Below are 14,686 nucleotides of genomic sequence, written 5' to 3'. Positions count from 1 at the left end.
TCGGATGCTTATATTTCAGAAATCACTCAACGTTTGAATCATCGCCCAAGAAAAAGACTCGGATTTAGAAGCCCGAGTCAGGTATTATTCCAAGAACATGGTGTTGCACTTCAAATGCTAATCTAAGTTTAATAAAAAATAAGCCCCATACAATGGATAAAATAATGGCCATCAATAAAGAATGGTCCCAATCAATAAAGGTCAAATCAAAATACAGATAAGGGCCGCTATTTAAGTTTCCTGTAACATGATTGAGTCCCAGCATAATCAAGAGGCCATCAATAATATCCAGAAAGCCAACGCCCAATAAAATAGGCAAAGCTGGAATATGGGGAAATTTTGATTTGATCGCTAATCCGATTGCCAAATGTCCGACATACATCTCGTCATCCTCGTTTAGGTCGATTAAGTTTGTTTGTTGTTATTCCCGTCATCTTAATTTAGATGATCAGGGAATCACATGGAAGAATGAGCTGTTTTTCTAAACGTTCTCTTACATTGAGGTCATGCGCAGGCAGTAAAAGTGTAGGCTGCTCGCGGCCAAGTTGTTTAAATTTTCTTAAGGTTTGTTTAGATAAATCGACGTTATAAGTAACCCCGTCTACCAATTCCTCTAGGAGGAAACGCTCATCATAGGTAGCATCTCCGGCAATGATATAGGTCATATCCGGTGCTTTCACAATGATCGACATATGCCCCCGCATATGGCCCGGTGTTGGAACACAAATCACATTTTTATCTTTGGTTAAATAAAAACTCTCCGCAAAAGGTCCAAAAGGCTCATTGTTAAATTCAATCAGTTGCGGACTGAACCAGCGCGGAAAATACTGCGGCAGACATCCAAAAATACGGCCTTTAAAACTTGAGGCCAGCTCATAGTTTTCTCGTGTCACGATAATTGGAATGTGGGGAAAATGATGCAAGCCGCCCGCATGGTCATGGTGCATATGGGTCAGCACCAAGGCTTTAAGATCTTTATTCGGATTCAGCCCCATACGCCAAAGCTGATCCCCAACTTCTTCTCCCGGAGCCACTTTCACCACCACCCCATGTTTAAAAAATGGATGCCAGCTGGGTAAAAAGTCTTGCGCGGAATTTTCCGCAGTATCGCCACTATCCACCAAAAAATTGCCTTCCGGATGCTCAATCAGATAGGTAAAGATGGGCAAATCTTCAACCCAATCTTTGTCCATCAGCATATCGATTTTACGGCGGATTGACCCCTTGCCTTCTTCCCCGCAATGATGATGCGGGCGAATAGAGACAGTACCCGTTTGAATGGGAGTGACACGAATCATAATGACACCTGTGTTTATATGTTAAAAAGTAAAATCAAGAAGGCTGCATGACATTGGCTGCCATGCGTAACACCACAAATTTGGGAGACATCGGTGCAAGGATCGACATCACCTTGTTTTTGACACCATGCACAGCCACGCCACCTTTGCCCTCAAAAATTTTCTGAACCGCAAAATCCGCTACTGCATCGACTGAGGACATATTGCCATCAGAAAAATTATTCGAATTATTGCCTTCGGCTGCCGCAGCGAAACCGGTATCGGTTGCGCCCGGGCAAATGGCAAGGACATTGACCGGTGTATCTTTAAGCTCATAATTCAACGCTTCGCTTAAGCTGAGTACATAAGACTTGGTCGCGGCATAGACAGCCATCCAAGGCAGTGGCTGAAATGCTGCAGTGGAGGAAATATTGACGATTTGTCCAAAGTTCTGATTGAGTAATTTAGGCAGAAAACAGTGGGTCATTTCAGTCAGTACCGCAATATTCAGATTCAATGTTTGCTGATACTTCTGCCATAAAATCTCCTGAAACAGCCCATAATCACCACATCCTGCATTATTGATCAGCACGTCAATGTCCATGTGTTCAACTTGGGCATATAGCTTTTCAACGGCATTGGGCGCAGTCAAATCCAGCGGAATAGCAATACATTTAATGCTGTATGCTGTTGATAATTTATGCGCAATATCCTTCAATTTTTGCTCACTGCGTGCGACCAAAATCAGGTTGATTTCTGCCTGTGCTAAGCGCTTCGCGATTTCAAGTCCAATGCCGTTGGATGCACCAGTAATTAATGCTGTTGTCATACTGAAACCCCTTGTGCAGCAGTGACATGCGACACATCATCATCCAACCAGCGTGCGCCTTGATGATCTACCACTAAAATTTCTTCAAACTTTGCTCCAGCACCGGACCAACCAATATGTGGCTCAATCGCCCATAATCCAATTTTTGAACCTATATTTTCTGGGGATAACGCTGCACCAAAGCCGGTTTGCAGAAATTTCATATTGGTTTCGATAGAAAACCAGCCCAGTGAACCGACCTGAATGCGTTTGGCTTTAGGCGCCTGTTTTTTAACTTTAAAGACCCGATGTCCCAACACACAGAAAGGATATTTCGCATGAATATTGTCGTAGCCTGCTGCTTCAATACGGCGGTCGACCTCTGCCCAGATTTCTTTGGGTGTCATGGCAGATTCAAATAGGTTTGGCAAATCTGCACGTAGTGCCAATAAAAAATCCTGTGCTTTTTGCAGTTCTACATTTTCTTCTAGACACAAGGTATAGCCGACATCTGCCATATAGCCATTCACCACTGGCGAAACATCCAGAATGGCGATATCTCCCGCTTGCAAGCGCTTGTCACTGGGATGGTATTCACCATAACCCTGATAGGGATCAAAACGGGTATGTTCTCCGAACCAAGCAAATGGCCGATGAATATAGCGCTCACAACCTGCATTTTTTAAATATTGATCGAGCAAGTCGGCGGCTTCAATTTCAGTCATGCCATAGTGCAGTTGCCGGCCGACTTCTGTGACGCAATCATAGGCAACGCGCTGCGCCTGGCGAAAATTTTGCTGTGCGTCCTTGAGCAAAACATCATCTGTGTTGGGCGTATATTTTGAGCCTTGAGCCGATGCAAAGCGGTAGATTTTTTCTAGTAAGCCTGGGGCTTTGTTGTTATATCCAATTGCCATTTTACAGCCTCATATTTGAGTGGAAAATTATTTAACGCAATAAAACTTGCATTAAATATAACAGAAAATATTGCTAACGCAACTAAACTTGCGTTAATCTATTTATCGCCCGATTCAAATTGATGACGGCAGCTGAAGCTTTTTGCTTTAAAATATGGTGCTTAACTAAAAAATATTGGAACTGTGGATGACCCAAGTAATTCAAGAGACTGAACAGCCTGAAGTAAAACGGCGCACTGGCGGTAGAAGCGCGCGTGTGCGAGCTGCTGTTTTAGAGCATGCATTATTTGAGTTGAGTGAGAATGGTTATTTGGGATTCAGTATTGCGTCGGTGGCAAAACGCGCTCAAGTGCATGAAACCACGATTTACCGGCGCTGGCCGACCCGTGAAGAACTGATCATGGATGCTATCTCGGAATTTACCAATTCAAATTTACAGTTGGTCAATTTTGGCAGTCTGGCGGAAGATCTGGCATTCAATATGCGTTCTATCGCCAACCTGATTCAAACTCCCATTGGCAGTTCCCTGATTTTTTTAGGCTTTACCGTAAGCACCGTTCCTGAATTTAAAGTATTAATGCTTCAGCTCTGGGAAGAAAGAATTCGACTCGGTCAGCATATTTTCGAGCATGCCATTGCCCGTGGTGAATGGCCGGAACACTATGATCAGTATCGGGTTTTTTCTGAAGTTGTTGGTCCGATCTTAACGCATTATTTTTTATTGCAAAGACCAATTAGTGAAGAAATGATTCAGCAACGCGTGCAGTCTATTTTGCGGGACAAAGACAATTTTAAAATCAAAGACTAAATAAAAATGTCTTAAAAATCTGCAAATAGCAAAGGAATGCTCTGCTGTTTCCCTATTAGGATAACAAAATGGGACAGTTAGGTATCATCACCGTGCTTTTGCCTGCGGCATTAGCCATTATTATGATTGGTTTGGGTTTAGAACTGACACCTAAGGATTTTTTACGGGTCTCTAAACATCCCAAAGCGATTCTGGTTGCCTTATTTGCGCAGCTGGTTGTTTTGGTCTTTATTGCCTTTTTAATTTGTAAAGTACTGGCACTGCCGCCCTTATTGGCTATTGGCCTGATGCTGCTCTCAGCAACCCCCGGCGGGCCAACTGCAAATTTATACAGTTATCTATTTAAAGGCGATGTGGCATTAAATATTAGCCTCACCGCGATCAACTCTGTACTGGCAGCTTTCACATTGCCTTTAATTGCCAATTTTGCCATACAACATTTTTCTCAAGATCAGCAAGTCATTGGTTTGCAATTTGGCAAAATCATACAGGTATTTTTCATTATTTTGATTCCAGTCATGATTGGGATGAGCATCCGACAAATTGCGCCTCAGGTTGCCCATCGCCTAGAAAAGCCGGTGAAAATTTTTTCAGTTATTTTCTTGATCTGTATTGTCTCTGGCGCCATCTTTATGGAGCGAAAGAACCTGGCGGAATACATCACCCAAGTCGGTTTGGCCTCGGGACTCTTCTGTTTTTCAGCATTGGTTGTTGGTTATTGCATACCACGTTTATTTAAAATCAACAGCTATCAAGCCCGTGCATGCGCATTTGAAATAGGCCTGCATAACAGTACTTTAGCCATGACCATCGCCCTAACGGTATTGATGAATGCCACCATTGCCATGCCAGCAGCGGTGTATTCCCTGTTTATGTACATTTTTTCATTTATTTTCGGCATGTTGATTAACCATTACCTGCCGCTGCAACATCCGAATCGCTTGCCGCAAGAAGAGGCCTAAGCATGCAGATTGATTTTCACGAAGCCTTTCTGCCCAGCTACATTCCACTTGCGCTGGTAAATTTATGTCTGGCGGAAAAAATTCGCGAAGATATGATTTTTAGCGGGCTAAATCTAGAGCTTGCAGATTTAAAACAGCATCAGCCGCTCAGCTATTCTGAAATGAATATTCTGGTGGAGAACTGTTTAAATGCACTTACATTTAGCCCGCTGTCGCTCAAGGTGGCGCATTCCTTAGACCTCGAACATATGGGCGCTTTGGGTCAAGCACTTATCAATTGCCCAAGCTTTAAAGAGGCGCAGCATTGTCTGGAACGCTATTGTGTGCTGATTGATCCTGCACTCTGGTTTAAGACAGAGCAGTGTCCCCAGCATATTGTGCTGCGTTTTAGAAAAATGATTCCGCTGGGGCAAATTTACCAATACAGTCAGGAAGTGATTGCAGTTTCAGTGCTGCGCCTATGCAGTATGTTGTTCCAGCCTGCGGACGTTCGTTTGGATTTCGAATTTTCCAGACCGGCCTATGCAAGGCAGTTCAATACTTTGCCTTGTCAAATTCAATGGCAGCAGTCAGAAACCCGGCTGATATTTCCCATCAAAGCTTTGGCTTGTGCTGGAAGTTCTGCCCATCAGCAGCGTTTTCATGAGGCAGTTCAGCAATGTGAAAAAGAATTTCAATCTTTTTATAAACAACAAAAATGCTGGATTTTCCGTGTCCTCAGCCTGATCCATAGCCATATCAATTCCCCGCTCAGCGCAGAAGCTATGGCCAAAATGCTTTATATCTCGCGTAGCACCTTTTTTAGAAAATTGCAGCAGCATCAAACCCATTATGAGGAACTGGTGCATGCTGTACGCATGAATGTTGCTGAACAGTATTTAAAACAAAATAAAGGCTCCATTCAGGAATTATCTGAACATTTAGGTTTTAGCCATGCTTCCAATTTTATTAAGGCTTTCCAGCAGCACTTTGGTGCTACGCCTAGGCATTGGCAGAAGCATCAAAATGCTTTTTGACACTGTGCCACTATTAGCTTGAGACGCTGCCACCATTTTTAGCGCGAAATACTCCTTAAGTTATGGATATGTCTTGTGGAACAAGACCATAAAATAACGCGAAAGGATTTAACAATGGATAAGAAATCAATCATCGTTATCGGTACGGGACTCTTGCCCAGCATGGTGATGGCAGCTGCATTGGAACGTACCACTCAATCTGTGAACGCTTTTCTGCAGCCAAATAACTATGTCGAAGTCGGTATTTCCGCCTTAAGCCCGAGTGCTCAAGGTACAGTCAATCCAAATTTCCCTGTGGGTGCAAATTCATCTACCGGCGATATTGGGAAGAGCTATTACGCCCCATTTGCTGGCCTCAAATTACAATTAAATGAGAAATTTGCAGTAGGTCTACTTTACGATCAACCCTTTGGGACTGATGCAGAATATCCTGTACAGAACGCTCCAGTCTTTAGTCAAAATGGTGAAGGAACAAAAGCGGAAGTTCATTCAGATAATTTAACCTTATTAATAGGCTACAAACCCGTTTCAAGTTTTCAACTATATGCTGGACCTGCCTATCAGCAAATTTCTGCCAAAGCGCAACTTCGCGGTGCAGCCAATGGCGGCACAGCTGGATTTGGTCAATATAACATCCATGCCGATACCGATTCGGCTGTGGGTTGGGTTGCTGGCCTCAGTTATGAAATTCCCGAAATTGCCCTAAAAAGCTCACTAACATACCGTTCAAAAATCAAGCATGAACTACTGCTTCAAGAAACACGCAACGGTATCGAACTATCAGCATTAGCAACGACACAAGATACGGTGATTGAAACACCTCAATCCGTCAATCTGGAGCTGCAAAGCGGTATTGCCGCAAACACGCTGGCTTTTGCGCAATTGAGATGGGTGAACTGGGAAGATTTTAACATTCAGCCCTATTGGTTTGGTCAAGCGACACAAGGGCTCAACATGGTGGAATATCCCAAAGATCAATGGGCTGCAAATGTCGGCATAGCTCGGAAATTACATGAGCAATGGACTGGAAGTGTATCACTTGGCTGGGATGGAGGTACGGGGCAACCTGTATCACAACTCGGTCCCGTTGATGGATATTGGAATGTGGGTCTAGGTGCAAAATTTAATCCGACTCCACAATATGATGTCTCATTTGGCGTGCGTTATTTCATGTTTGGTGATGGAAAAATTCAGGCTGCAAATCAAAAAGGGACTGATGCCTATATTGCTGAGTTTAAAGACACGACGGCTTGGGCCTATGCCTTGAAATTTGGCTATAAATTTTAATAAAGGAAAGTAACAATGAATCATCCTGTCCATCATTTACAGTTGCAAGAATGGAAAAATGCAACCCAGCGCGTGTTACCTCTTCGCATCAAGGAAAGTAATTTAGTACAGAAATGTTTCTTGAAAATAACCCAGTTTCGTACTCAAACCCCGGAGCCGTTGAATGTATTTGGCGTGCTGGCGCGAATGGATAATATCTTCCCGCATTATCTCTTATTTATGAAAAACATCCTGTTTAAAGGGAAAATCAGCCGTCAGGATAAGGAACTTGTAGTACTTCGTTTGGCCTGGACACTGCAATGCTCCTATGAATGACATCATCATGAAGTTTTTGCCAAAGACTTAGGCATAAGCGATGAAATGATTGCCTCACTCACACTCGCAGAGTCAGAGCTCTGGACTGAGCGTGTGAAAATTATCATCGTCTGTACAGATCAGCTGATTCAGGACAAAGTCCTGAATGATGAAAATTTTCGTAAGCTCAAATACTATTATACCGATGATCAAATAGTTGAATTTTGTATGTTGGTTGGACACTACGTTATGGTTGCTATGACCATCAACACCTGCGGTATTCAGCCTGAAGCTTAATTTCCACATCATAGACAGAGCACTAGATGTCCTGTCTTTGAACACTTACCTTGGGCTAAATTTGAATGCGCTTAATTCTGGTATGAGACAAAATATTTCAAAGACTCAATCGTGTTTTTACACTCATACCACAACAGTTATTTGTAATAACTTAATCAAAAACATCTAAAAATTAAATAGGCTGAATTTCCATATAGACAGCCTTAATAGGTTAAGAAAATCTCCTATCCTGAACTGCCACCACTCTCCTAAACAAATGTCGCCTATTCTTTTTGCATAGGAGAGAACCTTATGAATGGACAACGATATACTCCAGAATTTAAAGATAAAGCTGTTAAATTGATTACTGGACAATGACTTTTTGAGATTTCAACAAGGTCTGGAATCAAAAGAATCAAAATTCCTAAAAACAGGAGAAAAATGAGACCTTCATTTTTTATTTTTGGCATAAAAAAAGGCTTATAAGCAATTTTTTCACTTATAAACCCTTGAATTCTGGTAGGTATAAGCAGACTCGAACTGCTGACCTCTACGATGTCAACGTAGCGCTCTAACCAACTGAGCTATACACCTAAGTGCTGTGAATAATATTCATTTTTATTTTTTATGACAAGGACTTTTTATACTTTTTTAAAGTATATGCACAAGTTTTAAGCATTCCTTTAAACTGCTTTATTTGTTGATTTTTTTTAACTAAAGAAAATTTTTGCTGTTGGTAATATTCTGCGGTCTGAATAAAGATCTGCTGTTGATCCATTTCAACCCATGCGGCTAAACGATGCATCCAACTATAAAAAGTCTCTGCAGGCTGCTTATGCAAATCTATTTGTAGATGTTTGGAAAAATGTTGTATGGCTCGTTCGTAGTCAGAAACCGACTGACTTTTTCGATAATAAATCCAAATCAAATAAATAATGACCACCAGCAATATATTCAACATCATCATCACACTACTGGCATAAGCACTTGTAATACCAAGCTTAGACAACCAGCTCTGCTGTTTCTCAGCATCATATCCAACGACCTTGCTTTGCCACTGATAAGCCGCATAATCACTCCAGATACGCATATTTTTCGTAATGGCAAATTGCCGATATTTCCATTTCTGTGCTTTACTGCCCAAAATGCTGCGATCACTGTCAATATAATTCTGCATTCCATTGTCTATACGCTGAGGCGCAATAATCGCAGTCGGATCTATACGTTGCCATTTTCCATTCAGCTGTACTTCTGTCCATGCATGCGCGTCTAGCTGACGTACTTCCCAACTGGCTCGGTCTGGAGCCAGCTGCCCTCCCTGATAGCCCAGTACCACACGGGCAGGAATCCCGACATAACGCATCAGCAATGCAAAACTTGAAGCATAGTGCTCACAAAATCCACGGCGCGACTGAAATAAAAATTCATCTACCCGATTTTCACCTAACAGGCCGGGAGTTAAGGTATAGGTAAATTCATGATCCTTGTACCATTGCAATATATTACGTATATAAAGCTCAGGTTGCCGGTTACTTTGCTCAAACATTTCCAGGGCAAATCTGTGTGATTTTTGATCCACACGATCTGGTGTCTGAATATTAATGTTTTGTATGAATGCCGCTTGAGATAAATTTGAATTTTGAAGATCACTATCGCCTATCCAGCGTAAAGTAATCGGCTGATTGTGCATAATTTGGCGCATCGGAGTGATACTGCCATCCTGCCGTAATTGAAAATAGGCTTGTACCGGAATAGATTGTTCTAAGCCCATAACCCACATTACATCAGGATTAGCACTTAAATATTGATAATCAAAACTGCTTTTACTTTTTATAGGTCTATATATAGATGCTGCTTGCTGATTTACAAAACTGCTGGTCCAGGTTTTACCATCATAATGATCTAAAACCATTGCTCGCCAATACAAATCATTACGCGATGGCAAACGGCTCATATCACCTATAATTCGAAAAGCCAAAGTACTTGACTGCGACAATTCTGCAATATCACCCGGTGACATATGATCACTCATTCCTGTAGCATTTTTCTGTTCTGGAATAGGGATATGCCAAAGCGGTGGTAAGCGTGGAAAAAATAGAAACAGCACGATAAAAAAAGGCAAAGCCAAAATCAAAAATTTTCCTACATGCTTGGCATCTGCCTTTAATGCCGTGGTCTGTTTTTGATCTGTACTAAATTCGCTGGTTTGTAAACGATATAGCCCGATTAGACAGCTTAATAAACACAACAGCACAATCATGGCCATCCAGATGGACTGACTGTATAAAAATGAACTGGCACTCACAAACATTGCGAAATTAAACAAGACAATAACATCCCGTTTATTTTTGGTTTCTAAAGCCTTGGCAAATAAAAAAGTCGATAAAATAGCAACTCCCGCTTCTATACCGAGAAAACTTTGATATTTAAAATAAATTGTGCTCAAAGCCAAAATCGTGAGCAGAAAATTCCAAACTCGGGAGAGCGACTTTGATTCATCTTTTAAGCTATAAAATAAAAACAGGATAATCAGTGCAAAAATCAGGCTCAGTGCCACAGGATTAAATAAAACCTGCGCAACCAAGATCAAGCTCAGCGCGATGATTATAGATGTACGAATATAGGCATGAATCATGATTTAAGCCTGCGCCAAAAGTTTTTTTGCCTGAACCAACTGACTTCCGCCCATGCCTGCGGCCAATTCAGCCTGAGGCAAAAAGACTGCATAACGACACTGTATTTGTTCACATTGTTCAATCAGGCCCATCATTAAACTTAGTTTTTCTTCATGCTGTGTACTGGGCATATTGGCATAATGAATTTCAACATTCGGCTGATCATGATGCTGTTCAAAAACTTTGATATATAAACCCTGCCCACGTGCAGCCTGTTTCCAGGAGACTGCCTGCAAAGTATCACCTAACTGGAAATTACGCAGTTCACGGAATTCATCCATATCAGGTTCAAAACTATCTAAATGCTGCTTATTTTCTGCATTATAAAATGCGGCTTGCGGTGCAATCCAGGAATATTCCGTGAAATAAAAATAGGTCCATGCACGCACCAATCCAAAGGGATAAACTGAATAAATTTGTAAGGTTGGGTAATGAAACTGCCCTCTTTGTTCAGCCAAAAAAGATAAGATGACTTTTTGTTTTAATTCAGAAATCAGGATTTTTTCCAAATGCTGATGGGTTTTAATCCATAAATAGCGCGACTGTTTTTGCGACTGCTGAAAATGCAACTGCAAATCGATGCTATTTCCGACCTGTCCTACTTCCTTGACCGAAACCTCAATACTCAGTCCATGCAATTGCTTAAAAGTTAAGTAAAAACTAATACATAAAATAGCACTCACCAGAAAGCAAAAACCCAAAATCAGGTTATTGGCATAATTAATCCCGGCAATAAAAGTAATCAGGATTAAGACCAAATATAGGTAGCCTTGCTGATAGATAAAAATCAACACATCTTTTTGCGTGAGCTGTTTGATTTTTTTAAACTGAAAGCGTTTTGCTAACCATTGATGCCAGAGTGTGCTCAAGTGTCTTTCCTCTAGCTAATACCGACTCGTTGCATCAGCTGTGAAGTTTCAGCTTCACTAAGCCCAATACGATGCGCCACCACCGCCACGAATACGGCTTGTACATCATCAGGAGTGACAAAACTGCGCTGCTCAATAAAGGCGTGAGCCTGAGCAGCTTTTTTTAATGCCAGTAGCCCCCGAGTAGATAAACCATGCCGATTTTTTCGGGTCTCGGTCGCCAAATCCAACAGATAATCCAGCACCTCTTCAGCAAGATAAACCTGTGCGACCAATTGTTGAAGCTGTAAAATTTCCTGCTCATGAAAGACATGTTTTAGGGTTGAAATTAAGGCATAACGCGAATCTTGCTGTAACAGCAACTTTTCTGCCGAACGGGATGGATAACCCAATGACAAACGCATCAGGAAACGGTCCAGCTGGGATTCCGGCAAGCTATAGGTGCCACTTTGAAAAATCGGGTTCTGGGTGGCAATCACCCAAAAAGGTCGGGGCAATTCATAACGCACTCCATCTACCGTTACAAAACCCTCTTCCATTGCTTCAAGTAAAGCGCTCTGGGTTTTAGGACTGCATCGGTTAATTTCATCGGCCAATAGAATTTGAGTAAAAATAGGCCCCTGTTTGAACTCAAACTGATGTTCTTTCTGGTTAAACATATTCACCCCAATCACATCACTGGCGAGCATGTCATTGGTAAACTGAATACGCTGAAATTTTAATCCTGCAATATGCGACAAGGCACTAGATAAAGTGGTTTTTCCCAATCCCGGCAAATCTTCGAACAGTACATGGCCTCCACCTAGTAAACAGCTTAAGGCCAGTTTGGTTTGATGTTCTTTATCCAGAATAATGCGATTGATTTGAGACAGGAACTCCTGAATTTTTTCTGCATAAAATTCAACAGCATCATTAAGTTGTTGCTGCTCTTGCGTGAATTCCTGTTTTTGAACTTTATTCGTGCCCCAAATCACACTCTTTCCCCAATAAAAAACGGTGCATGATTAACATACACCGTTTTGTGGTTTTTCCAAACAAATCAAAAGATTTCTGACAGATGCTTGCTCAGATTAGCAAGGACATTTTTTCATTCCGCCCGCAGCACTTGGATAACGCGCATCCACGCAGTAACGATAAAATGTCTTGGCATCCATAGGTGTTAAATCTGCATGATGTTTTGCCATATGCGCCAAATAAGTCTGATAATCAGGCACGCCCACCATTAAGCGAAAACTTTGCTGTAGACGTTGCCAGATCACCTGAATGGTTTTAATACCATTCAACATCAAGAACTTCTTCGGTTGCGCCAGCACTGTAAATTTAATGATTTTACCCAAAGCCATTTTCTGACGAATTTGCTCTTTCAAACTCATTTCACCTCTCCTGCCGGAACCTCATCACGGTAAATGGCTTCTGATTCATTCACAGTGGGATTTGGATTAGACAAGGCACGACGCACCACACCAATCGCAGCAAACAACATCACAAAAGCCACAATCATGAAGAAACCACATAACACCGCATTAATCTGGTTAGAGAACACAATGGTTTGCATTTCCGCAATATCCTTGGCTGGTTTCAATATTTCACCACGAGCAATCGCATCAGAAAAACGGTTGGCCTGTGCCAGAAAACCAATTTTAGGATTTTCATGGAAGATTTTTTGCCAACCTGCAGTCATTGAAGTCACAAACAAAAAAGCTGTCGGGATAATTGTTACCCATACATATTTTTCTTTCTTCATCTTAAACAGAATGACTGTACCCAAGATCAATGCCATTGCTGCAAGAATCTGGTTACCAATACCAAAGAGTGGCCACAAGCTGTTAATACCGCCAAGTGGATCTACCACCCCCTGATACACAAAGAAGCCCCAGCCTGCAACAGCGACAGCAGTTCCTAAAAGGTTTCCAAAGAAATTGTGCGAGTTTTTCACCGCAGGAATCACAATTCCTACCGTATCCTGAACCATGAAACGGCACGCTCGTGTACCTGCATCTACGGCAGTCAAGATGAATAATGCTTCAAACAGAATCGCAAAGTGATACCAAAATGCCATCATGGAACGATTGTTGAAAATTTCCGTAATGATGTGTGCCATCCCAATAGCAAAGGTTGGCGCACCACCGGTACGAGATAAAATTGAGTTCTCACCCACTTCCTGAGCAAGTAAAGTCAAGCTCTCAGGAGTGACTACAAAACCTAGAGTGCGTACTGCTTCTGCAGCACTTTCAACCGTAGTGCCCAATACTGCAGCTGGTGCATTAATTGCAAAATAAACACCTGGTTCCAAAATGGTTGCACAAATCATTGCCATGACAGCAACGAAAGACTCCATCAACATGCCACCATAACCGATCATACGGATATCAACTTCGTTATCGACCAGTTTTGGTGATGTACCTGAAGACACCAAGGCATGGAACCCAGAAATGGCTCCACAGGCAATGGTAATAAACAAGAACGGGAACATTGAACCGGCAAAAACAGGTCCAGTACCATCAATAAAATGAGTAACTGCCGGCATTTTCATTTCTGGCAATGCCACCATGATTCCGACCGCAAGCCCGGCAATCACGCCAATCTTCAAGAAAGTTGAAAGATAATCACGCGGAGCGAGCAGTAACCAAACCGGCAAGACCGAAGCGATAAAACCATAAACAATTAAGCACCAGGTCAGTTGCGTACCTGAAAGGGTAAACATTGGCCCCCAATAAGGGTCAGCAGCAACATTGCCACCATACACAATCGCCATCATCATCAGTACAAAACCGATCAATGAAACTTCTGCAATTTTACCTGGGCGGATATAACGCATATATACGCCCATGAACAATGCAATTGGAATGGTCGCAGAAATACTGAATACACCCCACGGACTGTTGGTCAAGGCTTTTACTACCACCAGTGCCAGAACGGCAAGGATAATAACCATCACGCCTAATGCACCCAGCATCACAATCACGCCGGCAAAAGAACCCAGCTCTTGCTTGGCCATTTCACCCAATGAACGTCCATCACGACGGGTAGAAATAAACAACACCAAAAAGTCTTGCACTGCACCAGCAAGTACAACCCCAACCAGTAACCAGATGGTTCCAGGCAAATATCCCATCTGTGCTGCCAGGATTGGTCCCACTAAAGGCCCCGCACCTGCAATCGCAGCAAAATGATGCCCAAACAGCACATATTTATTGGTCGGTACATAATCCAGACCATCGGATAAACGATGAGCCGGGGTTAAGCGTCGAGAATTCAGTTCAAAAATTTTATTTGCAATAAATAAACTGTAGAAACGATAAGCGATGCTATAGACACAGATAGCAGCTAATACTAGCCACACTGCATTGACATGCTCACCACGGCTTAAAGCCAGTATCCCAAACGATACTGCACCTAAAATTGCGACAAGAAGCCAGATCAGTTTTGATACTGGGCTGGACTTCTGTTGTATAGATTCCATTTCAATCCCTCATATTCGTTGCATCAAATCAGCT

Annotated in this window: 14 protein-coding genes and 1 tRNA gene; 6 read left to right on the top strand and 9 right to left on the bottom strand. The window is 42.2% G+C overall.

All coding sequences use genetic code 11. The annotated features are described in order from the left end of the window. Window positions 1-440 precede the first annotated feature (440 nt). The 3 genes from FB6_RS04760 to FB6_RS04750 are packed head-to-tail and all read right to left on the bottom strand — an operon-like array spanning window position 441 to window position 3,002. Entirely contained in the window at window positions 441-1,298 is an 858-nt protein-coding gene (locus FB6_RS04760) for an N-acyl homoserine lactonase family protein (RefSeq protein WP_174558901.1), read from the bottom strand. Between the two features lie 34 nt (window positions 1,299-1,332). Then, a complete protein-coding gene (locus tag FB6_RS04755; RefSeq protein ID WP_174558900.1) occupies window positions 1,333-2,106 on the bottom strand; it encodes an SDR family NAD(P)-dependent oxidoreductase in 774 nt (257 codons plus the stop codon). Then, a complete protein-coding gene (locus FB6_RS04750) occupies window positions 2,103-3,002 on the bottom strand; it encodes a M24 family metallopeptidase (protein ID WP_174558899.1) in 900 nt (299 codons plus the stop codon). Before FB6_RS04750 ends, FB6_RS04755 begins: the two co-directional genes overlap by 4 nt. A 187-nt stretch (window positions 3,003-3,189) precedes the next feature. Here FB6_RS04750 and FB6_RS04745 point away from each other — a divergent pair, with 187 nt between their 5' ends. The 6 genes from FB6_RS04745 to FB6_RS04720 all read left to right on the top strand — a co-directional run bounded on the left by FB6_RS04745 (window position 3,190) and on the right by FB6_RS04720 (window position 7,666). Next, entirely contained in the window at window positions 3,190-3,810 is a 621-nt protein-coding gene (locus tag FB6_RS04745; RefSeq protein ID WP_174558898.1) for a TetR/AcrR family transcriptional regulator, read from the top strand. 68 nt (window positions 3,811-3,878) lie between these two features. After that, window positions 3,879-4,772 carry a bile acid:sodium symporter family protein gene (locus FB6_RS04740; protein WP_174558897.1) on the top strand — a complete coding sequence of 298 codons (894 nt, stop codon included), beginning with the start codon at window positions 3,879-3,881 and terminating at the stop codon, window positions 4,770-4,772. Window positions 4,773-4,774: 2 nt separating this feature from the next. Then, the gene (locus FB6_RS04735) at window positions 4,775-5,788 is read left to right on the top strand and encodes a helix-turn-helix transcriptional regulator (RefSeq protein ID WP_174558896.1); all 1,014 of its coding nucleotides are present in this window, start codon (window positions 4,775-4,777) and stop codon (window positions 5,786-5,788) included. Between the two features lie 114 nt (window positions 5,789-5,902). Next, on the top strand, window positions 5,903-7,075 hold the full coding sequence (locus FB6_RS04730) for an OmpP1/FadL family transporter (protein WP_174558895.1): 1,173 nt from the start codon (window positions 5,903-5,905) through the stop codon (window positions 7,073-7,075). Window positions 7,076-7,090: 15 nt separating this feature from the next. Beyond that, on the top strand, window positions 7,091-7,390 hold the full coding sequence (locus FB6_RS04725) for a carboxymuconolactone decarboxylase family protein (RefSeq protein ID WP_174558894.1): 300 nt from the start codon (window positions 7,091-7,093) through the stop codon (window positions 7,388-7,390). A gap of 45 nt (window positions 7,391-7,435) precedes the next feature. Further along, window positions 7,436-7,666: a hypothetical protein gene (locus FB6_RS04720; protein ID WP_217427324.1), complete on the top strand. Its 231-nt coding sequence runs from the start codon at window positions 7,436-7,438 to the stop codon at window positions 7,664-7,666. 496 nt (window positions 7,667-8,162) lie between these two features. Here the strand turns inward: FB6_RS04720 and FB6_RS04715 are convergent. From FB6_RS04715 to FB6_RS04690, 6 genes are all read right to left on the bottom strand, one after another. Then, window positions 8,163-8,239, bottom strand: a tRNA-Val gene (locus tag FB6_RS04715). Window positions 8,240-8,270: 31 nt separating this feature from the next. Next, entirely contained in the window at window positions 8,271-10,280 is a 2,010-nt protein-coding gene (locus FB6_RS04710; RefSeq protein ID WP_174558892.1) for a transglutaminaseTgpA domain-containing protein, read from the bottom strand. Between the two features lie 3 nt (window positions 10,281-10,283). Further along, window positions 10,284-11,189, bottom strand: a complete 906-nt coding sequence (locus FB6_RS04705; protein ID WP_174558891.1) for a DUF58 domain-containing protein — start codon at window positions 11,187-11,189, stop codon at window positions 10,284-10,286. 11 nt (window positions 11,190-11,200) lie between these two features. Further along, window positions 11,201-12,160 (bottom strand): AAA family ATPase, encoded by a 960-nt coding sequence (locus FB6_RS04700; protein ID WP_174558902.1) that lies wholly within the window; start codon window positions 12,158-12,160, stop codon window positions 11,201-11,203. Window positions 12,161-12,259: 99 nt separating this feature from the next. After that, window positions 12,260-12,562 carry a YbdD/YjiX family protein gene (locus FB6_RS04695; RefSeq protein ID WP_174558890.1) on the bottom strand — a complete coding sequence of 101 codons (303 nt, stop codon included), beginning with the start codon at window positions 12,560-12,562 and terminating at the stop codon, window positions 12,260-12,262. Then, the gene (locus tag FB6_RS04690; RefSeq protein ID WP_174558889.1) at window positions 12,559-14,652 is read right to left on the bottom strand and encodes a carbon starvation CstA family protein; all 2,094 of its coding nucleotides are present in this window, start codon (window positions 14,650-14,652) and stop codon (window positions 12,559-12,561) included. The genes FB6_RS04695 and FB6_RS04690 overlap by 4 nt, the downstream gene beginning before the upstream one ends. Between the last annotated feature and the right edge of the window lie 34 nt (window positions 14,653-14,686).

The sequence above is a fragment of the Acinetobacter bouvetii genome, from assembly GCF_902753875.1.
In the GTDB taxonomy this organism is placed as follows: Bacteria; Pseudomonadota; Gammaproteobacteria; order Pseudomonadales; family Moraxellaceae; genus Acinetobacter; species Acinetobacter bouvetii_A.
Note: the sequence above shows the minus strand (reverse complement) of the source record. Positions and strands in the feature narration are given on the sequence as shown.

Coding starts and splice junctions, on each gene's coding strand:
- FB6_RS04760 (WP_174558901.1), bottom strand. CDS start 1,298: ATGATTCGTGTCACTCCCATTCAAACGGGTACTGTCTCTATTCGCCCG.
- FB6_RS04755 (WP_174558900.1), bottom strand. CDS start 2,106: ATGACAACAGCATTAATTACTGGTGCATCCAACGGCATTGGACTTGAA.
- FB6_RS04750 (WP_174558899.1), bottom strand. CDS start 3,002: ATGGCAATTGGATATAACAACAAAGCCCCAGGCTTACTAGAAAAAATC.
- FB6_RS04745 (WP_174558898.1), top strand. CDS start 3,190: ATGACCCAAGTAATTCAAGAGACTGAACAGCCTGAAGTAAAACGGCGC.
- FB6_RS04740 (WP_174558897.1), top strand. CDS start 3,879: ATGGGACAGTTAGGTATCATCACCGTGCTTTTGCCTGCGGCATTAGCC.
- FB6_RS04735 (WP_174558896.1), top strand. CDS start 4,775: ATGCAGATTGATTTTCACGAAGCCTTTCTGCCCAGCTACATTCCACTT.
- FB6_RS04730 (WP_174558895.1), top strand. CDS start 5,903: ATGGATAAGAAATCAATCATCGTTATCGGTACGGGACTCTTGCCCAGC.
- FB6_RS04725 (WP_174558894.1), top strand. CDS start 7,091: ATGAATCATCCTGTCCATCATTTACAGTTGCAAGAATGGAAAAATGCA.
- FB6_RS04720 (WP_217427324.1), top strand. CDS start 7,436: ATGATTGCCTCACTCACACTCGCAGAGTCAGAGCTCTGGACTGAGCGT.
- FB6_RS04710 (WP_174558892.1), bottom strand. CDS start 10,280: ATGATTCATGCCTATATTCGTACATCTATAATCATCGCGCTGAGCTTG.
- FB6_RS04695 (WP_174558890.1), bottom strand. CDS start 12,562: ATGAGTTTGAAAGAGCAAATTCGTCAGAAAATGGCTTTGGGTAAAATC.
- FB6_RS04690 (WP_174558889.1), bottom strand. CDS start 14,652: ATGGAATCTATACAACAGAAGTCCAGCCCAGTATCAAAACTGATCTGG.